Annotated in this window: 21 protein-coding genes; 18 read left to right on the top strand and 3 right to left on the bottom strand. The window is 46.7% G+C overall.

The features are described from left to right. Window positions 1-226: 226 nt before the first annotated feature. Window positions 227-1,252 (top strand): DNA polymerase III subunit delta, encoded by a 1,026-nt coding sequence (gene holA, locus M1E03_RS07865; protein WP_023855252.1) that lies wholly within the window; start codon window positions 227-229, stop codon window positions 1,250-1,252. A gap of 109 nt (window positions 1,253-1,361) precedes the next feature. Here holA and M1E03_RS07870 read toward each other — a convergent pair whose 3' ends face one another. Continuing rightward, a complete protein-coding gene (locus tag M1E03_RS07870) occupies window positions 1,362-1,883 on the bottom strand; it encodes an NAD(P)H-dependent oxidoreductase (protein WP_025811130.1) in 522 nt (173 codons plus the stop codon). Between the two features lie 252 nt (window positions 1,884-2,135). Between M1E03_RS07870 and M1E03_RS07875 the strand changes: the two genes are divergently transcribed. Both M1E03_RS07875 and M1E03_RS07880 read left to right on the top strand, forming a co-directional pair. Beyond that, window positions 2,136-2,492, top strand: coding sequence for a winged helix-turn-helix transcriptional regulator (locus M1E03_RS07875; RefSeq protein ID WP_023855250.1), 357 nt, complete (start codon window positions 2,136-2,138; stop codon window positions 2,490-2,492). A 308-nt stretch (window positions 2,493-2,800) separates the two neighbouring features. Beyond that, window positions 2,801-3,085, top strand: a complete 285-nt coding sequence (locus M1E03_RS07880) for an RNA polymerase alpha subunit C-terminal domain-containing protein (RefSeq protein ID WP_023855249.1) — start codon at window positions 2,801-2,803, stop codon at window positions 3,083-3,085. A 482-nt stretch (window positions 3,086-3,567) separates the two neighbouring features. Here the strand turns inward: M1E03_RS07880 and rpsT are convergent, their stop codons facing one another. Then, window positions 3,568-3,834 carry a 30S ribosomal protein S20 gene (gene rpsT, locus M1E03_RS07885; protein WP_020452267.1) on the bottom strand — a complete coding sequence of 89 codons (267 nt, stop codon included), beginning with the start codon at window positions 3,832-3,834 and terminating at the stop codon, window positions 3,568-3,570. Between the two features lie 204 nt (window positions 3,835-4,038). Between rpsT and gpr the strand changes: the two genes are divergently transcribed. The 13 genes from gpr to deoC all read left to right on the top strand — a co-directional run bounded on the left by gpr (window position 4,039) and on the right by deoC (window position 18,806). Next, a complete protein-coding gene (gene gpr / locus M1E03_RS07890; protein WP_039072854.1) occupies window positions 4,039-5,145 on the top strand; it encodes a GPR endopeptidase in 1,107 nt (368 codons plus the stop codon). Between the two features lie 117 nt (window positions 5,146-5,262). Next, window positions 5,263-6,468 (top strand): stage II sporulation protein P, encoded by a 1,206-nt coding sequence (spoIIP, locus tag M1E03_RS07895; RefSeq protein WP_020452265.1) that lies wholly within the window; start codon window positions 5,263-5,265, stop codon window positions 6,466-6,468. A gap of 14 nt (window positions 6,469-6,482) precedes the next feature. Further along, the gene (locus M1E03_RS07900) at window positions 6,483-6,806 is read left to right on the top strand and encodes a YqxA family protein (RefSeq protein WP_023855247.1); all 324 of its coding nucleotides are present in this window, start codon (window positions 6,483-6,485) and stop codon (window positions 6,804-6,806) included. A 145-nt stretch (window positions 6,807-6,951) separates the two neighbouring features. Continuing rightward, a complete protein-coding gene (gene lepA, locus M1E03_RS07905) occupies window positions 6,952-8,790 on the top strand; it encodes a translation elongation factor 4 (protein WP_020452263.1) in 1,839 nt (612 codons plus the stop codon). 59 nt (window positions 8,791-8,849) lie between these two features. Next, window positions 8,850-9,989, top strand: coding sequence for a radical SAM family heme chaperone HemW (hemW, locus tag M1E03_RS07910; protein WP_026579276.1), 1,140 nt, complete (start codon window positions 8,850-8,852; stop codon window positions 9,987-9,989). 80 nt (window positions 9,990-10,069) lie between these two features. After that, on the top strand, window positions 10,070-11,101 hold the full coding sequence (gene hrcA / locus M1E03_RS07915) for a heat-inducible transcriptional repressor HrcA (RefSeq protein WP_020452261.1): 1,032 nt from the start codon (window positions 10,070-10,072) through the stop codon (window positions 11,099-11,101). Between the two features lie 79 nt (window positions 11,102-11,180). Beyond that, on the top strand, window positions 11,181-11,765 hold the full coding sequence (gene grpE, locus M1E03_RS07920; RefSeq protein ID WP_020452260.1) for a nucleotide exchange factor GrpE: 585 nt from the start codon (window positions 11,181-11,183) through the stop codon (window positions 11,763-11,765). A gap of 23 nt (window positions 11,766-11,788) precedes the next feature. Beyond that, a complete protein-coding gene (gene dnaK, locus M1E03_RS07925) occupies window positions 11,789-13,627 on the top strand; it encodes a molecular chaperone DnaK (protein ID WP_020452259.1) in 1,839 nt (612 codons plus the stop codon). Between the two features lie 182 nt (window positions 13,628-13,809). After that, window positions 13,810-14,937 (top strand): molecular chaperone DnaJ, encoded by a 1,128-nt coding sequence (gene dnaJ / locus M1E03_RS07930; protein WP_020452258.1) that lies wholly within the window; start codon window positions 13,810-13,812, stop codon window positions 14,935-14,937. 23 nt (window positions 14,938-14,960) lie between these two features. Then, window positions 14,961-15,896, top strand: a complete 936-nt coding sequence (gene prmA, locus M1E03_RS07935) for a 50S ribosomal protein L11 methyltransferase (RefSeq protein ID WP_095291031.1) — start codon at window positions 14,961-14,963, stop codon at window positions 15,894-15,896. 23 nt (window positions 15,897-15,919) lie between these two features. Beyond that, entirely contained in the window at window positions 15,920-16,687 is a 768-nt protein-coding gene (locus tag M1E03_RS07940; RefSeq protein ID WP_026579279.1) for a 16S rRNA (uracil(1498)-N(3))-methyltransferase, read from the top strand. A gap of 2 nt (window positions 16,688-16,689) precedes the next feature. After that, window positions 16,690-18,045 carry a tRNA (N(6)-L-threonylcarbamoyladenosine(37)-C(2))-methylthiotransferase MtaB gene (gene mtaB / locus M1E03_RS07945; RefSeq protein ID WP_026579280.1) on the top strand — a complete coding sequence of 452 codons (1,356 nt, stop codon included), beginning with the start codon at window positions 16,690-16,692 and terminating at the stop codon, window positions 18,043-18,045. Between the two features lie 89 nt (window positions 18,046-18,134). Beyond that, window positions 18,135-18,806: a deoxyribose-phosphate aldolase gene (deoC, locus tag M1E03_RS07950; protein WP_458110740.1), complete on the top strand. Its 672-nt coding sequence runs from the start codon at window positions 18,135-18,137 to the stop codon at window positions 18,804-18,806. Between the two features lie 18 nt (window positions 18,807-18,824). Here the strand turns inward: deoC and M1E03_RS07955 are convergent, their stop codons facing one another. Continuing rightward, a complete protein-coding gene (locus tag M1E03_RS07955; RefSeq protein WP_020452253.1) occupies window positions 18,825-19,760 on the bottom strand; it encodes a Na/Pi symporter in 936 nt (311 codons plus the stop codon). Window positions 19,761-19,945: 185 nt separating this feature from the next. Between M1E03_RS07955 and rpsU the strand changes: the two genes are divergently transcribed. Continuing rightward, window positions 19,946-20,119: a 30S ribosomal protein S21 gene (gene rpsU / locus M1E03_RS07960; protein ID WP_003183654.1), complete on the top strand. Its 174-nt coding sequence runs from the start codon at window positions 19,946-19,948 to the stop codon at window positions 20,117-20,119. Window positions 20,120-20,133: 14 nt separating this feature from the next. Continuing rightward, entirely contained in the window at window positions 20,134-20,580 is a 447-nt protein-coding gene (locus tag M1E03_RS07965) for a GatB/YqeY domain-containing protein (RefSeq protein WP_023855244.1), read from the top strand. Window positions 20,581-20,623: the final 43 nt, after the last annotated feature.

Raw genomic sequence — 20,623 nt, forward strand, 5'->3', positions numbered from 1 at the left:
TTACCCCTCCTATTGATATCCAGTATAATTCAATTCTTTGCAAAAATCTAGGAGCTTCATGCAACCGTTTTCTAAAATTTATGAACATCGTCTTCTATAAACTGACCCGGGGGTTTATGGAAGGCGTTTATTATAAATGAGAGAGCGGGTGACTCCGCTTCTCTCTTTACTAATTGCAAAACACGCTTTAGGATAGAAAGGAAGGATGAAAGAGGGGAAAGTGCAGATGACGGTATTTGATATTTGGAAAAGCTTAAAAAAAGGCGATATTCATCCTGTTTATTGTTTATACGGGAAAGAGACGTATCTTCTGCAGGAGACGGTTCAAAGGATTAGACAAGCCGTTGTTGACGAAGAGACGAAGGATTTCAACCTTTCCGTATTTGATCTGGAAGAAGAGGCATTGGACCTTGCTGTTGAAGATGCTGAAACTTTTCCGTTTATGGGGGATAAGCGTCTTGTTGTTGCGAAAAACCCGTCTTTTTTAACAGCTGAAAAAAAGAAAGATAAAACGGAGCATAACCTCGGGAGCCTGGAGGATTATATTGCGCAGCCGGCGCCTTATTCCGTTTTTGTGCTGCTCGCTCCTTATGAAAAGCTTGATGAGAGGAAAAAGCTGACCAAGCTCTTGAAAAAACACGCCCATATGGTTGAAGCAAAAGAACTGAACGGCCGGGAAACGGCTGATTTTATCACTGGGCTTGCAAAATCAGAGGGGAAGCTCATAGAACGAGAAGCGGCGGAGGAGCTTGTCATCCTGTGTAATGCCAGCCTGTCGGCCATTGCCCAAGAGGTGAAAAAGCTTAGTACATATATTGGTGATCGGGATTCGATCACACTTGAGGACGTCAAAAAGCTCGTTGCCAGAGGTCTCGAGCAGAATATTTTTGAATTGATCAACAAGGTTGTGAACCGGAAGCGTACAGAAGCGCTGCAGATTTTCTATGATCTGTTAAAGCAAAATGAAGAACCGATCAAAATGATGGCGCTGATCGCAAACCAGTTCAGGCTTTTGATGCAGACGAAATACTTTTCGCAGCAGGGGTACGGGCAAAAGCAAATCGCCTCAAACCTCAAAGTTCACCCGTTCAGGGTGAAGCTCGCGATCGACCAGGCGAGGCTGTTTTCTGAAGAAGAGCTGAAAAGCATCATCGAGCATCTCGCCGTTATGGATTATGAAATGAAGACAGGCAAAAAAGACAAGCAGCTCCTGCTTGAGCTGTTTTTGCTCAAGCTTTTGCAGTCCGATTGAAAAAACGGCTCTCTAATTTTAAGAGAGCCGTTAGGCTGTCGAGATTTTCTCGACAGCCTTTTCAGTTGTTCTTATTTCTTTTTCCGTTTCCCCTCATAATCGGCAAGCTTCATCCTTCCTTAGGTGATAAAACATGCTTTGCATATCGCTTCGCTTCGTTTTTGAGGATATTGTCATGAGGATTGTGGGATGTAAAAGCCGGAAGAAACGTGCCATGACATCGGATAATAGTACCCTCAATCGGCCGTAAATACTCTTCTACAGTGAACATATTGCGGCCCCCAACGCGATATTCTTCTTCCGCTCCGCCTGTTGTCGTAGCAATCATGAATTCTTTGCCTTTCAAGTTTTCGCCTCCGGGGCCGTGCGCCCAGCCGTATGTCAGCACATCATCAAACCATTTTTTCAAAAGAGGCGGACAGCTGAACCAATAAAATGGGAACTGAAGAACGATCCGGTCATATTCAAGTAATAATTGCTGTTCTTTTTCAACATCGATACTCCAATTTTGATACTCCTGATACAGATCACGAATAAAGATATCAGGATGATTTTTCAATTCGTTCATTAGTGCCTTGTTCCATTTGGACTCCCTCAAATTTGGATGTGCTGCAATTACCATTATTTTCATAAACATCTTCCTCTACCGTTTGTTGTTTTTCTTGAACCTTTCTTCGTCCCAATTATTACGAATATTTTTGGCATTGCAAAGTACGCTTTTTTTTCGTACATAGACCTTTAAACCGTACTATTGCGGTGAAAGAACTTGTTTATGGTAGTCCGGTAAACCGTACTATGTATGTAAAATAAGAGTACTACCGCGAATCAGAATGATATGGTAACGTAACTGATATCACGAATACCGAATCGGGAGTTGACAAAGATGAAGTCAAAAGTACGGGAAATGAAGACGACGGAAGGTATCATCATAACTTTGGCGGCCATAGGAGGAAAATGGAAGCCGCTGATCCTGTTCGTATTACTTCATGAAGGCACCAAACGCTTCGGAGAACTAAGACGGATGCTCCCTGGAGTTACACAGGGGATGCTGACCAACCAGCTTCGGGAGCTCGAACATGATGGTCTCGTCAAACGGCAAGTTTATCAGGAAATCCCTCCGAAGGTCGAATATAGTTTAACCGGGCACGGAAAAACGTTGGCGCCGGTGTTGACCGATATGTGCAGCTGGGGATATAAACATCTCGACTTTGTCAAGCAATTGAGTGAAGAAGAGAAATGAGTTTGACCTAAAAGTCTTTGGGACTTTCATGATTTGTGTCTATTTTTCGCTTTGGCCTGCTCCAGTTACTCACAGGTTATAAGTAAAACCATCCTTACTAAACCGCTATGACGATCCAGGAACTAGTTGGAGCTTCGATTTCTGAAACCGACGATTTCGCAGCCTTTCTTTTTCCAGAAGATAGTTTAACGAGTTTCGGTGTATCCTGAATATGAACATCAGATGCCAAACATAGCAAAGGGGCACGATTGCAAAAAAGAAAAGATAAAATCGGAAACATTGAAAATGTGCGGAAAAGGAGAAATGAAATGACAAAGAATTTAAGGACTTGCAGCAAAGGACACCAGTATGATAAAAGCAGTGATTGTCCTGTTTGCCCGATTTGTGAGCAACAGCGCAAACCTGACAACGGATTTCTTTCATTGCTCTCTGCGCCAGCCAGACGAGCTTTGGAACACAATGGAATAACTTCTTTGCAGGCTCTGTCAAAATACAGCGAAAAAGAGATTTTGAAATTTCACGGTATGGGACCAGCGTCTTTACCTAAATTGCGGGTTGCTTTGAAGGAAATTGGATTATCATTTAAAAGTTAAACACCGGAATAATTAAACTTGTACATAGCAAGGGAATTTCCTTTTTGGAAGTTCCCTCATTTTGTATAAAAATCAACAATATTTAGCACAAAAAATAGCGTCGTGCGAGTGAACATAGCTGACAGGTGCAAGGGAAGCTCTCCCCCTGATAAGTCTTATACGCTATTTCATTTCATGTCCAGTTTACTCAATCCGCGAATATTTCGCTTCGGCACGGACGGGGTTCAGGCTTGACGACAAAAAAAGGCCGGACCTCAGAGGATGAGATCAGCAAGCATTCCCTTTTCTGCAGAGCCTACCTTATGGCTGGATTGACCGTATATTTTTGCAATGCAGCGCATCGCGCACATTGTCATGTTGATTTTCTTCCGCCAGCTGACCGCGCGTTTTTTACGATTTATCGGTGGTCTGACGGCTTCTCATTTAAGAGAGCCGTTTTTTATGAAGGCAAGCAAAAAAGCTTGGCATGGCCAAGCTTTCTATTATGCAGAAAGTCCGTTCACTTTTTTCGCTAGGTTTGATTTGTAACGAGCTGCGGTGTTTTTGTGGACAAGACCTTTTTTAGCTGCTTTATCGATTTTCTTTGCTGCTGCAGAAAGAGCTGCTTTCGCTTTGTCTGCTTCGTTGTTGCTTACGAAAGTTTCAACTTGTTTCATAGCAGTGCGCATTGAAGATTTGATAGTTGCGTTGTGCGCGCGGCGCTCGTTGTTTGTTTTTGTGCGTTTGATCGCTGATTTAATGTTTGGCAATGTGTTTCACCTCCTAAGACATAACCTCTGTTCCTTTTCTATAGGTTAGATCTCAACAATAGAACAAATTGTATTCTATCAAACACACCCTTAGATTGCAATATAAATGTAAAGTATTTTTGTTTGAAAGCTCCGCTTCGGGGGAATGTTCACAGACCTTGTGGGCACACTAACACCAGTTATGTTTTTGGAGGGAATGCAAATATGGAGAAAAAGAAGCTTGATTTAAGTCAATATGCAGTCCGGACAGACTTAGCCGTGGAAGCGAGGGATCTGGCAGAGGAAAAGGAAGCTTCTCCAAAGAAAGAGCTGAAAGGGTTTACAGTCAAAGAATACGAAAAAGACGGGATCAAAATTCAGACGATGGACATTGATGAAGAAGGAGCGAAGCTGTCGGGGAAAAAAGCCGGCCGCTATTTAACCTTTGAAACACAAGGGATCAGACAGCAGGATTCCGTCTTGCAGGAAAAAGTCGTCAATGTGTTTGCGAAGGAATTTTCCGCATTTCTCGATTATTTGAACATTCCGCGGGATGCCAGCTGCTTAATTGTAGGGCTTGGCAACTGGAATGTCACGCCCGACTCACTCGGCCCCCTAGTAACGGAGAACCTTCTCGTGACGAGGCACCTTTTTCAGCTGCAGCCCGAAAATGTAGAGCATGGCTACCGTCCAGTGAGCGCGCTTTCCCCTGGAGTCATGGGCTTGACCGGCATTGAAACGAGCGATATTATCCAAGGGGTAATCGATCGCTCAAAGCCCGACTTTGTCATTGCCATCGATGCGCTGGCCTCAAGAGGGATCGAGCGTGTGAATTCTACCATTCAAATTTCAGACAGCGGGATACACCCCGGATCTGGGGTAGGGAATAAAAGAAAAGAATTAAGCGAGGAAACGCTTGGCATTCCGGTCATCGCCATCGGTGTTCCGACGGTGGTCGATGCCGTCACGATCACGAGTGATACGATTGATTATATGCTGAAGCATTTTGGAAGAGAGATGAGAGATGACAGTCCGTCCAGGTCGCTCGTTCCCGCGGGGATGAGCTTTGGGAAAAGAAAGGTCCTCACCGAAGAAGACCTTCCCGATGAGGAGCACCGCAAATCGTTTCTCGGTATAGTCGGAGGCCTCGCAGAGGATGAAAAAAGGCAGCTGATCCATGAAGTCCTCGCTCCGCTCGGCCATAACTTAATGGTAACCCCAAAAGAGGTCGATACCTTTATCGATGATATGGCAAATGTGATTGCGAACGGTCTGAACACAGCGCTTCATGAAAATGTCTCGCAAGACAATAAAGGAATGTATAACCACTAAGATTAAGGCGGCTGACCAGGCCGCTTTTTTTCGTGCTTATAGCATTGCCGGAACTTGTTCTACTTCCTCTATCTTGTACATAGTCTATTTACTAGACAAGCTCTGGAGGGATTTGCGATGAGAAAAAGAGGCAGGAATCGTCAGTTTGTGCTGGCTGTAAATGGAAGAAGTGCGATTAAGACAGTATTCTTATTTATCGTCAGCCTGCTGCTCGTTTTTATTTTATCAGGCGTGCTGACATCGCTGCGTCCTGAGTTAAGGCCGTCTTCATCGTTGTACCGGGTGACCGATGAATTGGCGGGCGAGACCTTTGGGCTCATTTTGGGAATGGAAAACCACTACTTCGCATCAGAATTGCCGGAACCGAATAAACGCTTTGAACTTTCTCCGATCGTCTTGAAACTGGCGACCAGCATTAATTTAAAAGATCCGCGAAGTTTTCTCGGTCGGGAGCTTCCGGGCTTCTCTCATTTTGACTCGGAAATCCTTATTGCAGGGCAAGGGACGGATTACACGAATATGCCGTCAGAATCTCCGCCGCCGACTGAGGTTTTAAAAGAGGAGAGAGAAGCGAATCTTGCAGAGCTTGAAGGGAAACAGAAAAAGCAAACAGGGGAGGAAAAACCTCCTGAGCAATCGACGGGCGGCCGAAAAGTCGTATTTATCTACAATACGCACAATACGGAGTCGTATCTTCCCTTTTTAAAAGGGGAGACGGTACCTGATCGGGCGCTTCATTCGAAAGCAAATGTGACGCTTGTCAGCGATATGCTCGCAAATGCGATGAAGTCGCAGGGGGTCGGGGCAATGGTGGATAAAACTGACTTTCAGGCGAACTTGCGGAAAAAAGGCTGGGCTTATGCCCGTTCCTATGATGAATCAAGGCCGGTCGTTAAAGAGGCGATGGCTCAAAACAAAGATTTGCAGTATTTTATCGATATTCACAGGGATTCGCAGCGGAAGAAAGCGACAACCGCAACTGTCAAAGGAAAAAGCTATGCACGTGTTGCATTTGTGCTCGGCAAGAAGAGCTCTAATTTCGAATCGAACTTAAAACTGGCAAAAGAACTGCATGAACGGCTGGAAAAAAAATATCCCGGTTTGAGCCGCGGTGTTATATCTAAGGGAGCTGCCGGGGATAATGGCATATATAATCAAGATTTAAACGAAAGATCCGTCTTAATCGAATTTGGCGGCGTAGATAATAACCGCGAAGAGCTGGAGCGGGCTGCAGAAGCGATGGCGGATGTATTCAGCGAGATGTACTGGAATGCTGAAAAAGTTGATGCAGACACCGGTGAAGACGATAAGAAAAAACAATAGGACAGGTGATGGAAGTGGCTTCTTTTATGGGGAAATGCATATTGGCTTGCTGTGTCATGTTTTTCGGCGTCCTTCTCGGCATGCAGCAGGCGAACAACGGAATGATTGAAATGAAAGGGTATCAGGACCCTGATTTAAAAGCGGCGCTCAGCATATCTGAAGGGGATGCGAAGGAGGCGTCAGTCCTCGGCCATCAAATCGATTTGGAGGAAAAACAAAAAGAGCTGGAACAGCTGGAAGCTTTCAACCTCTTTTCCTCGGCCGGCCGCGCCCTGGCCGATTCGGTCACAAACACAGCCCGTTCATTGTATGACTGGATAAAGGAAAAAACGGAATAAGTAAAAGAAAAAACGAGTCGGATGCAGGACTCGTTTTTTCTTTTTCGGGTTTAGAAAGCATATGTGACTTAGCATTGAATCTTCACAACCCTATTGATATAATCTAAGCTAGCGCATATTGCGTTTCATAGTAGGAGTGATTAGTGTGACAGATAAAGAAAAACGATTACAAAGGCAGTCGAGAATCCGAAATTTCTCTATTATCGCCCATATCGATCACGGCAAGTCAACGCTTGCGGATCGAATCCTGGAAAAGACGGCGGCAATCACTCAAAGGGAAATGAAAGAACAGCTCCTCGACTCGATGGATTTGGAACGTGAAAGAGGAATCACCATTAAACTGAACTCCGTACAGCTGAAATATCAGGCAAAGGACGGAGAGGAATATATTTTTCATCTGATCGATACCCCGGGACACGTCGATTTTACGTATGAGGTTTCGAGAAGCCTTGCCGCATGCGAAGGCGCGATTCTCGTCGTCGACGCCGCACAGGGAATCGAGGCGCAAACGCTGGCAAACGTTTACCTTGCGCTTGACAACGACCTTGAAATCCTGCCGGTCATTAACAAAATCGACCTTCCGAGCGCAGAACCCGAACGCGTCCGCCAGGAAGTCGAGGATGTCATCGGTCTTGACGCTTCAGAAGCCGTCCTTGCTTCAGCAAAAGCAGGCATCGGAATTGAAGAAATATTGGAGCAGATCGTTGAAAAGGTTCCGGCACCAAGCGGAGATCCGGAAGCGCCGCTTCAAGCGCTGATCTTTGACTCTCTGTATGATGCATACCGCGGGGTCGTCGCCTATATCAGAGTCGTCCAAGGTACCGTAAAAGCCGGTCAAAAAATCAAGATGATGGCGACCGGAAAAGAATTTGAAGTCACTGAAGTCGGCGTTTTCACACCGAAGGCCGTCCCGGTTGACGAACTGACTGTCGGCGACGTCGGATTCCTGACGGCCGCAATCAAAAACGTCGGAGACACCCGTGTAGGGGATACGATTACAAGTGCGGAAAACCCAGCGCCCGAAGCCCTGCCAGGCTACAGAAAACTGAATCCGATGGTCTATTGCGGTCTGTATCCGATTGATACAGCGAAATACAACGACTTGCGGGAAGCGCTTGAAAAACTTGAGCTGAACGATTCAGCCCTTCAGTATGAGGCGGAAACGTCCCAGGCTCTCGGATTCGGCTTCCGCTGCGGTTTCCTGGGGATGCTCCACATGGAAATTATTCAGGAGCGGATTGAACGCGAATTCAACATCGATTTGATTACGACGGCTCCGAGCGTTATCTATGACGTGTACATGACAGACGGAGAAAAAATCGTTGTCGATAACCCGTCAAATATGCCTGATCCGCAGAAGATCGACCGGGTGGAAGAACCGTTCGTCAAAGCGACGATGATGGTGCCGAACGACTTTGTCGGAGCGGTCATGGAACTGTGCCAGGGCAAGCGTGGCCAGTTTATCGATATGCAGTACCTTGATGCGAACCGCGTCAGCATTGTCTACGAAATTCCGCTTGCGGAAATCGTCTACGAGTTTTTCGATCAGCTTAAATCAAATACGAAAGGCTATGCGTCATTTGATTACGAACTCATCGGATATAAACCGTCCAAGCTCGTGAAAATGGATATTATGCTGAACGGCGAAAAAATCGATGCCCTTTCCTTTATCGTTCACCGCGATTATGCGTATGAACGGGGAAAAGTTATTGTCGAAAAGCTGAAGGAACTCATTCCGCGCCAGCAGTTTGAAGTGCCTGTCCAGGCAGCCATCGGCACAAAAATTGTCGCCCGTTCAACCATCAAAGCCATGCGCAAAAACGTTTTGGCGAAGTGCTACGGCGGGGATATTTCCAGAAAACGCAAACTGCTCGAAAAGCAAAAGGAAGGAAAGCGAAGAATGAAACAGGTCGGCTCTGTCGAAGTTCCGCAGGAAGCCTTTATGGCAGTCCTGAAAATGGACGACAGCAGCCCGAAATCATAATCATGAGCTGCCGCAGCGTAACACACTGCGGCTTCTTCCTGTAAAAGAAGGTGAAAACAATGAAAGCAGCATATATCCATATTCCGTTTTGCGAGCACATTTGCCATTATTGCGACTTCAACAAGTTTTTTATTCAATCTCAGCCTGTTGATGAATATTTGCGTTCTTTAGAGAAGGAAATGGCCAATTCAATGGAAGCGGCCGGACATCCGGAGCTGAAAACGATCTTTATCGGGGGAGGAACGCCGACATCGCTGTCGGAAGCGCAGCTTGAGCGGCTTCTTGATTCCATTCATCGCGTTTTGAAACCGTCCGAAAGCCTTGCCGAATTTGCAGTGGAAGCCAATCCCGACGATTTATCGGCTGAAAAGCTGGAGGTTTTAAAAGCCGCCGGTGTAGACAGGCTGAGCTTTGGCGTACAGACGTTTGAAGACGAGCTGCTAAAAAAAATCGGCAGAGTCCATGAGCAAAAAGACGTACTCGTTTCCTTTGAAAGAGCGCGAAACGCGGGGTTCGATAATATCAGCCTTGACCTGATGTTCGGTCTGCCAGGACAAACCATCGGCCACTTCGCTTCATCGCTCGATACGGCGCTTGCCCTCGGGGCTGAACATTATTCGGTCTACTCGCTGATCGTCGAGCCGAAAACCGTTTTTTATAACTTGATGAAAAAGGGCCGGCTTCATCTGCCTCCGCAGGATCAGGAAGCAGAAATGTACGAACTTGTGATGCGGAAAATGGAAGAAGCGGGCATCGGCCAATACGAAATCAGCAACTACGCCAAAAAAGGATATGAGAGCAAACATAACCTCACATATTGGAACAATGAGGAGTATTTCGGTTTGGGCGCGGGCGCGCACGGCTATATCAATGGTGAAAGAACGGTAAATGCCGGCCCTGTTAAACATTATATCGACCTGATTGAGCAGTCAGGTTTTCCTTATAAAGAAAAACACAGGGTTACAAAAAATGAACAGATTGAAGAAGAAATGTTTCTCGGTCTTCGAAAAACCGCGGGAGTAGACAAAGAACACTTTTTCCAAAAATACGGAAGAACTGTTGACGATCTCTTCCCGAAAGTGCTCCGTTCGCTGGAAGAAACAGGGCTGATTGTGAACACGAGCAAAAATGTATTTTTAACACATAATGGAAAACTGTTAGGGAATGAAGTGTTTCAAGCATTCCTGGGTGAGTTATAATTGACATTTTGATTTTGGTTTGGTAATTTTGATATACAATTAGCACTCAGTTGTGTCGAGTGCTAACAGGGGTGATATGGATGTTAACAAATCGTCAGCTGTTAATCTTGCAGGTTATCGTCAACGATTTCATTCGTTCAGCTCAGCCGGTAGGATCAAGAACGCTTTCCAAAAAGGAAGATATCACATTCAGCTCAGCGACGATCAGAAACGAAATGGCTGACTTGGAAGAGCTCGGTTTTATTGAAAAAACCCACTCATCTTCAGGCCGGATTCCTTCTGAAAAAGGCTATCGCTATTATGTCGATCATCTGCTTTCACCCGGAAAGCTGTCAAAAACGGACTTGAACATTATTCATTCGGTTTTCAAAGAAAAAATCTTTGAACTCGAAAAAGCGGTGCAGAAGTCGGCTCAAGTGCTGTCTGATCTGACAAATTATACATCGATTGTCCTCGGTCCGAGACTGAGCGAAAATCATCTCAAACAGATCCAGATTGTGCCGATTCAGCCTAAGAAGGCCGTTGCCATTCTAGTAACGAATACCGGCCATGTCGAGAATAAAACGATCAACTTTCCGGCGGAGGTCAATCTTTCCGATCTCGAAAAGCTGGTGAATATATTAAATGAACGCCTTAGAGGCGTGCCGATCTCAGAGCTGAAAGACAGGATTTTCAAAGAGGTCGTCATCTTCTTAAAGTCGCATATCCAAAATTACGATACGATTTTACACGGGCTCGGCGCAACGCTGGATTCATCTGTTCAAACCGACCGGCTGTTTTTCGGCGGCAAGATTAATATGCTGAATCAGCCCGAATTTCACGATATTGACAGAGTGAAATCGCTATTGTCGCTCATTGAGAAAGAACAGGAGCTTCTCCGGCTCTTTCAGTCGACTGAGTCCGGAATTACCATTAAAATCGGCAAGGAAAACGACTATGAAGAAATGGAAAACTGCAGCCTGATTACCGCGACATACACGGTCGGTTCAAAACAGATCGGCTCCATCGCGGTCATCGGGCCGACGCGCATGGACTACTCCCGCGTCGTCGGTTTGCTTCAGCACGTATCATCTGACTTGTCAAAAGCGTTGACAAGTTTGTATGATGGGTAAGGCAGTACCTGAAAACAAAACAGAAGGGAGAAATCCCTTCTTTATCATGAAACTCATCCTTTAAGGGAGGTGAACACAGATGGCAGAAGAAAAACAAACTGAAGAGCTAAACGAACAAGAGGAACTGAACGAGACAGAAGCGGAGACAGCCGAAGCCGAACAAACGGCTGCTGAAGCTGATGCCCCGGCAGAAGACACGCAAACAGAAATGCTTGAAAAACAACTAAAAGAACTTCAAGAACGTCTTGAAGAAAAAGAAAATAAACTTTTACGTGTTCAGGCGGACTTTGAAAACTACAAACGACGCGCACGCCTTGACCTTGAGGCTGCTGAAAAGTACCGTTCCCAGCGCATCATCAGCGATTTGCTGCCGGCGCTTGACAACTTTGAACGCGCGCTACAGATCGATCCTGACAACGAGCAGACGAAAAGCCTGCTTCAAGGGATGGAAATGGTGCACCGTCAAATTTTGGAGGCTCTTAAAAATGAAGGAGTTGAACAGATTCCTTCAGTCGGAGAGCAATTTGACCCGAACATGCACCAGGCTGTTATGCAGGTCGAGGATGAAGCGTACGAATCAAACGCAGTCGTTGAGGAACTGCAAAAAGGCTATAAACTTAAGGACCGGGTGATCCGTCCTTCTATGGTAAAAGTCAACCAATAACTACATAGCAGGAGGTAAAAATCATGAGCAAAGTAATCGGAATCGACTTGGGAACAACGAACTCATGCGTTGCAGTGCTTGAAGGCGGAGAGCCGAAAGTCATCCCAAATCCAGAAGGAGCCCGCACGACTCCTTCGGTTGTAGCATTTAAAAACGGAGAGCGCCAGGTGGGTGAAGTGGCGAAACGCCAGTCCATCACGAATCCGAACACGATCATGTCGGTCAAGCGCCACATGGGCACGGACTATACAGTTGAAATCGAAGGCAAAAAGTACACGCCGCAAGAAGTGTCTGCCATCATCCTTCAGCATTTGAAATCATATGCTGAAAGCTATTTAGGCGAAACTGTATCTAAAGCCGTAATCACAGTTCCTGCATACTTCAATGATGCAGAACGTCAAGCGACAAAGGATGCCGGTAAAATCGCCGGACTTGAAGTTGAGCGGATCATCAACGAGCCGACTGCAGCTGCGCTTGCATACGGTCTGGATAAGACGGAAGAAGATCAGACGATCCTCGTCTACGACCTTGGCGGCGGTACATTCGACGTTTCCATCCTTGAATTGGGAGACGGCGTATTCGAAGTTCGTTCTACAGCGGGTGACAACCGCCTTGGAGGAGACGACTTTGACCAAGTGATCATCGATCATCTCGTCTCAGAATTCAAGAAAGAAAACGGCATTGATCTTTCTAAAGATAAAATGGCGCTTCAGCGCTTAAAAGATGCGGCTGAGAAAGCGAAAAAAGACCTTTCCGGCGTATCTTCTACGCAAATTTCGCTGCCGTTTATCACAGCCGGTGACGCAGGTCCGCTGCACCTTGAATTGACACTGACCCGCGCGAAGTTTGAAGAGCTGTCTTCACACTTGGTAGAGCGCACAATGGGTCCAGTCCGCCAGGCTCTTCAAGATGCGGGGCTTTCTGCAAGCGAAATCGACAAAGTAATTCTTGTCGGCGGATCAACACGTATTCCTGCCGTTCAGGAAGCGATCAAAAAAGAAACTGGAAAAGAAGCGCATAAAGGCGTCAACCCTGACGAAGTCGTAGCTCTTGGTGCAGCCATTCAAGGCGGCGTCATCACAGGCGATGTCAAAGATGTTGTCCTTCTGGACGTAACTCCGCTGTCACTTGGTATCGAAACAATGGGCGGCGTGTTCACGAAGCTGATTGACCGCAACACGACAATCCCGACAAGCAAGTCCCAAGTGTTCTCAACAGCGGCTGACAACCAAACAGCGGTTGACATCCACGTGCTCCAAGGTGAGCGCCCGATGGCTGCCGACAACAAAACGCTCGGACGCTTCCAGCTTACAGATATTCCGCCGGCTCCTCGCGGCGTACCGCAAATCGAAGTGTCATTTGACATCGATAAGAACGGTATCGTCAACGTCAGCGCGAAAGATCTGGGTACCGGCAAAGAGCAAAACATCACGATCAAATCTTCTTCAGGTCTTTCTGACGAGGAGATCGAACGCATGGTGAAAGAAGCTGAAGAAAACGCCGAAGCGGATGAGAAGAAAAAAGAAGAAATCGAGCTTCGCAACGAAGCGGATCAGCTTGTCTTCACAACTGAAAAAACGCTGAAAGATCTTGAAGGCAAAGCCGATGAAGCGCAAGTGAAAAAAGCGAATGATGCAAAAGACGCGTTAAAAGCTGCGATCGAGAAAAATGACCTTGATGAAATCAAGGCGAAAAAAGATGAGCTGCAAGCGATCGTCCAAGAGCTTTCAATGAAGCTTTACGAAGAAGCTGCAAAACAGGCTCAGGCTCAGCAAGACGGCGGCGCCGGCGCTAAAAAAGCCGACGACAATGTCGTTGACGCTGAATATGAAGAAGTAAACGACGACAAAGAACAAAAATAATTGAAATAAAATGTGCTGTGCTTACCCCGGTTTGCACAGCACATGACCTTACAGGCGATGAAAGTCAAAGTCAGGATCTCTTGACTTTGACTTTTTTCTTCCTAAAGGACAAAAGGAATTGAAAAAACATAATTTGAAATGATACAATCTAATTTATGTGAGAAAATCGGGAGTGTGAAGAGATGAGTAAGCGTGATTACTATGAGGTGCTTGGGGTAGGTAAGAGCGCTTCTAAAGATGAGATTAAAAAAGCTTACCGCAAGCTTTCTAAAAAATATCACCCGGACATCAACAAAGAAGCCGGAGCGGATGAAAAATTCAAAGAAGTCAAAGAAGCCTATGAAACACTTTCTGATGACCAAAAACGGGCCCATTACGACCAGTTTGGCCACACCGATCCAAATCAGGGATTCGGCGGCGGAGGTTTCGGCGGCGGCGACTTCGGCGGCTTTGGGTTTGACGATATTTTCTCAAGCATTTTCGGAGGCGGCGCAAGGCGGAGAGACCCGAATGCCCCGAGGCAGGGCGCCGATCTGCAGTATACGATGACACTGTCATTTGAAGAAGCGGCCTTCGGAAAAGAGACGACGATCGAAATTCCGCGTGAAGAAACATGTGAAACATGCAGCGGCTCAGGCGCGAAACCGGGAACAAAGCCGGAAACCTGTTCACACTGCGGCGGCTCTGGCCAGCTGAACATGGAGCAGTCGACTCCGTTCGGAAAAGTTGTCAACAGAAGAGTATGTCATTACTGTAATGGAACGGGTAAGCAAATTAAGCACAAATGTTCAACTTGCGGCGGTACAGGAAAAGTGAAAAAACGCAAGAAAATCAATGTCACCATCCCGGCGGGTGTGGATGACGGCCAGCAGCTTCGAGTATCCGGACAGGGTGAACCGGGGATCAACGGCGGTCCGTCAGGTGACTTATTCGTCGTTTTCCGCGTCCAAGAACACGAATTTTTCGAGCGCGATGGCGACGATATTTACTGCGAAATGCCGCTGACATTTGCACAGGCTGCGCTCGGGGACGAAATCGAAGTGCCTACTCTTCACGGTAAAGTAAAATTAAAAGTGCCGGCGGGCACGCAGACAGGCACCAAGTTCCGTTTAAAAGGAAAAGGCGTTGCCAACGTACGCGGGTACGGTCAAGGCGATCAGCACATCGTCGTCCGCGTCGTGACACCGACGAATTTAACAGAAAACCAGAAAAATATTCTCCGCGAATTTGCAGAAGTGAGCGGAAATATGCCGGATGAACAGGAAATGAGTTTTTTCGATAAAGTAAAGCGCGCCTTTAAAGGCGATTAATGATTGGATGAGGAGTTGGTAGTATGAAATGGTCCGAAATCTGCATTCACACGACACATGAAGCGGTTGAGCCCATCTCGAATATTTTGCATGAAGCTGGTGCGAGTGGAGTCGTAATTGAAGATCCGCTTGATTTAATTAAAGAGCGTGAGAATGTATACGGAGAAATCTACCAGCTCGACCCCAATGATTACCCTGATGAAGGAGTCATCATTAAAGCGTATCTCCCGATCAACAGCTTTTTGGGAGAGACCGTAGAAGGAATCAAGGAAACCATCAATAATCTGCTGCTGTATGATATTGACCTCGGACGGAACAAAATCACCATCAGCGAGGTTAACGAAGAAGAATGGGCGACAGCATGGAAAAAATATTATCATCCCGTAAAAATTTCCGAGAAGTTTACGATTGTTCCGACATGGGAAGAGTACACACCGGTTCATACGGATGAGCTCATCATCGAGATGGACCCGGGAATGGCGTTCGGAACAGGCACACACCCGACAACCGTACTTTGCATACAGGCGCTCGAAAGGTATGTGAAAGAAGGGGATTCGGTCGTGGATGTCGGAACGGGAACAGGCATTTTGAGCATTGCATCAGCCATGCTTCGCGCCAAACAGGTTGAAGGATATGATCTCGATCCTGTAGCCGTGGAAAGCGCCCGCTTGAACTCCAAGCTCAATAAAGTCAGCGATCATATCGAGATCAAGCAAAATAATCTGCTTGACGGCGTCGAAGGGGAAAAAGACGTCATCGTCGCCAACATTCTGGCCGAGGTCATCTTGCGCTTTACGGATCAGGCATACAGCCTGTTGAAAGACGGCGGTTATTTCATTACTTCGGGAATCATTCAGCAGAAAAAACAGGAAGTCAAAGATGCACTGGTGAAAGAAGGCTTTACGATCGTCGAGGTTCTTTCAATGGAGGACTGGGTCAGCATCATCGCTAAAAAATAATCGTTAGTAGGTGTGACAAGCGTATGCAACGATATTTTATCGAACAATCAAAACAAGAGGTCACGGCCGCACCTGTGTTCTCGATCAAAGGCGAAGACGTTCATCACATTGCGACCGTGATGAGGATGTCTCCCGGAGACGAGGTCATTTGCTGTGCAAAAGACGGCCATGAAGCGAAATGCCGGATCGAGTCCGTCACAAAAGAAGAGGTTTTATTGAGCGTAATCGAATGGACGGGGAAAACACGCGAACTGCCCGTCCAGATCCATATTGCAAACGGCCTTCCAAAAGGAGATAAGCTGGAATGGATCATTCAAAAAGGGACAGAGCTCGGTGCAAGCTCGTTTATTCCTTTTCAGGCATCACGCTCCGTTGTTAAACTTGATGAAAAAAAGGCAAAGAAAAAGCGGGAAAGGTGGGCGAAAATCGCCAAGGAAGCCGCAGAACAGTCCCACAGAAACACGATTCCCGATGTGGCGCCGGTTCACACGTTTCAACGTTTGCTTGAGAGCCTTGAGGACTTCGATAAATGTGTCGTTGCATACGAAGAGTCATCAAAGCAAGGCGAGACAAGCCGGTTTCAATCCGTGCTCAAAAGCCTGCCGGAAGGATCATCCGTGCTCATGGTGTTTGGTCCTGAAGGCGGATTTTCAGAAGATGAAATTGAGGCGCTTAAAGAAAAAGGAGCCCTCGCCTGCGGGCTCGGTCCGCGGATCTTAAGGGCGGAAACAGCTCCGCTGTACGCGTTGGCGGCAGTTTCTTATCATACAGAGTTACTAAGAGGTGAATAACAATGGCAACCGTTGCATTTCATACACTTGGCTGCAAGGTCAACCATTATGAAACAGAAGCAATTTGGCAGCTTTTCAAAGAAGCCGGCTACGAAAGAAAAGAATTCGAAAGTTCGGCGGACGTATACGTCATTAATACATGCACCGTCACAAATACAGGTGATAAAAAAAGCCGCCAGGTGATCAGACGGGCGATCCGCCAAAATCCTGACGCCGTCATTTGTGTGACAGGGTGCTACGCCCAGACTTCCCCGGCGGAAATCATGGCGATCCCGGGCGTTGATATCGTCGTCGGTACGCAGGACCGCGAAAAAATGCTTGGCTATATTCAGCAGTACCAGGAAGAAAGACAGCCGATTAACGGCGTCAGCAATATTATGAAAGCAAGAGTGTTTGAGGAGCTTGATGTTCCTGCATTTACCGACAGAACGCGTGCTTCATTGAAAATTCAAGAAGGCTGCAACAATTTCTGCACATTCTGCATCATTCCGTGGGCGCGCGGCCTGCTTCGTTCCCGCGACCCTGAGGAAGTCATCCGCCAGGCGCAGCAGCTCGTTGATGCCGGCTATAAAGAAATCGTTTTAACCGGTATTCACACCGGCGGTTATGGAGAAGATATGAAAGACTACAACTTTGCACAGCTGTTGAAAGAACTGGACAGCCGTGTGAAAGGTCTGAAACGAATCCGTATCTCTTCAATCGAAGCGAGCCAAATTACAGACGAAGTGATCGAAGTGCTTGACCGCTCAGACAAGATCGTCAGACACCTTCACATTCCGCTTCAATCCGGCTCAAACAGCGTTTTAAAACGGATGAGAAGAAAGTATACGATGGAGTTTTTCGCTGACAGGCTGACGAAACTCAAAAAAGCTCTTCCGGGGCTCGCAGTCACTTCTGATGTGATCGTCGGCTTCCCGGGGGAAACGGAAGAAGAATTCATGGAGACGTACAACTTTATTAAAGAACACAAGTTTTCCGAGCTCCACGTCTTCCCGTACAGCAAACGGACCGGAACTCCAGCAGCACGCATGGACGGCCAGGTTGACGAGAACGTGAAAAACGAAAGAGTTCACAAACTGATCGCTCTTTCAGATCAGCTTGCGAAAGAATACGCATCAGATTATGAAGGCGATGTTCTGGAAATCATTCCGGAAGAGCCGTTCACGGAAACGGGCGAAGACAATCTGCTTGTCGGCTACACGGACAACTATATGAAGGTCGTTTTCGAAGGTTCCGAAGACCTGATCGGCCAGCTTGTTAAAGTGAAGATCTTAAAAGCCGGCTATCCGTACAATAAAGGCCAGTTCGTCCGCGTCGCCGAAGACGACGTCCATGAAAACATCCGCTTATCGTCATAAATGATCAATTTAGCCGGTTCACGAAAAAGGTGTTCCGGCTTTTTTTGCGAATATCATAAAAGACAACCACTTGAAAAGGAGTCGGGACGATGACAAAACAAATTGCGCGAATGATCGATCACACGCTATTGAAGCCTGATGCTGTCACATCCGAAATCGAAGCGCTTTGCAAAGAAGCACGTGTATACGATTTTGCTTCCGTTTGCGTCAACCCTTGCTGGGTAAAGCTGTGCGCCGAGCTTCTTAAAGATTCAGAAGTGAAAGTGTGCACGGTTATCGGCTTTCCTTTAGGTGCAGCGTCTCCGGAAACAAAAGCTTTTGAAACCAGGCAGGCGATTGCAGACGGGGCCGGTGAAGTTGATATGGTGATCAACATCGGTGCATTAAAAGACCGCGATACCGGGACCGTGGAGTATGACATCAGAGCGGTGACAGACGCGGCCGTTGGCAAAGCTCTCGTAAAAGTCATCATAGAGACGTCACTGTTGACGGATGAAGAAAAAAGGCTCGCTTGTGGACTGGCCGTCAAAGCAGGCGCCGACTTTGTCAAAACATCGACCGGTTTTTCCGGCGGCGGTGCGACAGTTCAGGATATAAAACTGATGCGGGAAGCTGTCGGACCTGATATCGGCGTTAAAGCTTCAGGTGGCGTCCGCGATAAGGAAAGCGCCCTTGCCATGGTTGAAGCCGGAGCGACGAGAATCGGAGCAAGCGCAGGCGTGTCGATTGTCAAAGGCTTAACAGCGGATGAAGACTACTAATCAACAAAAACCAGGCGTTTACCGGGCCTGGTTTTTGTTTGGAATGAGAAACATGATCAGCGAATGGAACAGATTTGAGAGCGGCAGAAACAATAGGGATGTGACGACGTTGAAGAGCAGGCTGAAATGGGCAATCTGCTGAGCGGGGCTTTCAGACAGTCCGGAGATAAAGCCTGTTATTGATGAAAGCAGGGGGTATACAGCTGCTACACCGATGACATTAAACAGCACATGGGCATAAGCCGTTTGCCTGGCCGCAGCTCCGCCTTTGAAGGACGCCATCACGGCTGTGATGCATGTCCCGATATTGGAGCCGAGAACAACGCTCATCGCTTCGGTCAAACCGACGACACCTTGATCCATAAAGCTCATCAGGATGCCGACACACGCCGAACTGGAATGAATCATCGCGGTCAACACCGTGCCGATGATTAAGGCGTAAAGCGGTGAATTTTCAGCAAGCTGCACAATATAAGCGCCCGAGTCTAGCTGTGACAACGGCACGGCAAGCCGGCTAAAGCCGCTGATACAGAAAAAAATAACACCCAAGCCGATCATGCTTACGCCCACTTGCCGAAAAGGGGATTTTCCGGCCATGAAAAGAACCGCACCTGCGGCAAAGAGGGCAAAAATCAAAAATTCCAGCTTCACCGCCAAAAATTCCGTTGTGAAGGTGGACCCGATGTTTGTTCCCAAAATGAGCGGAATCGAACGTTTAAATGAAAGGGCGCCTACCGAGACAAAGCCAATGACGATCACCATAAATGCCGAGCTGCTTTGCAAAACCCCCGTAAATACAATGCTGACCAAAAAGGCTTTCACCGGATGATCCGTGAAAAACAGCAGCCGCTTTTCGATTTTTTCAAATGTCAGTGAAATCAAACCTTTTCTCAGCATGCTCATGCCTTTGAGAAAAAGAACGATCAATAATATGAATAAGATCAAGATTATCATCAGTTTTTCGAACAGCCTCCTTTATAAATATATACAGACAAGCTGCCGAAATCATGACTGAACAATAAAACGATTCTCCTTGGTTGACCTTACCGGAGGCTTATATTATAATGTCAAAGTACATGTTTATATGTATGTCTTTTTTTAAAGCAGTCGATTGGTGTATTCGGAGGGAGGGAAAGAGAATGTCAAAAACGGTCGTTAGAAAAAACGAATCGCTTGAAGATGCTCTTCGTCGCTTCAAACGCAGTGTATCAAAGACAGGTACTTTGCAGGAAGCAAGAAAGCGTGAATTTTATGAAAAACCTAGCGTAAGACGCAAGAAAAAGTCTGAAGCTGCAAGAAAGCGCAAATACTAAAAGAGGGTGGATTTATGAGTCTTCTTGAGCGGCTGAATCAAGATATGAAGCTCTATATGAAAAACCGTGAGAAAGACAAACTGACTGTCATTCGCATGGTCAAAGCTTCGCTTCAAAACGAAGCAATCAAGCTTAAGAAAGACAGGCTGACCGATGATGAAGAACTGACTGTTCTTTCTCGTGAATTAAAACAGCGTAAAGACTCCCTCCATGAATTTTCAAACGCTAATCGTTCAGATTTAGTAGATAAAGTTCAAAAAGAGTTAGACATTCTGGAAGCTTATATGCCTGAACAGCTGACGGAAGAAGAGCTGCTCGGCATCGTCAATGAGACGATCGCCGAAGTCGGCGCCTCTTCAAAAGCGGATATGGGCAAAGTGATGAGCGCTATCATGCCGAAAGTCAAAGGCAAGGCGGACGGCGGTCTCGTCAATAAGCTTGTCAGCAAACAACTGTCTTAAGAAAAAGACGCCTTTAAGCAATTAAAGGCGTCTTTTTTTGTGC

It is taken from the genome of Bacillus sp. PK6-013 (assembly GCF_054161445.1).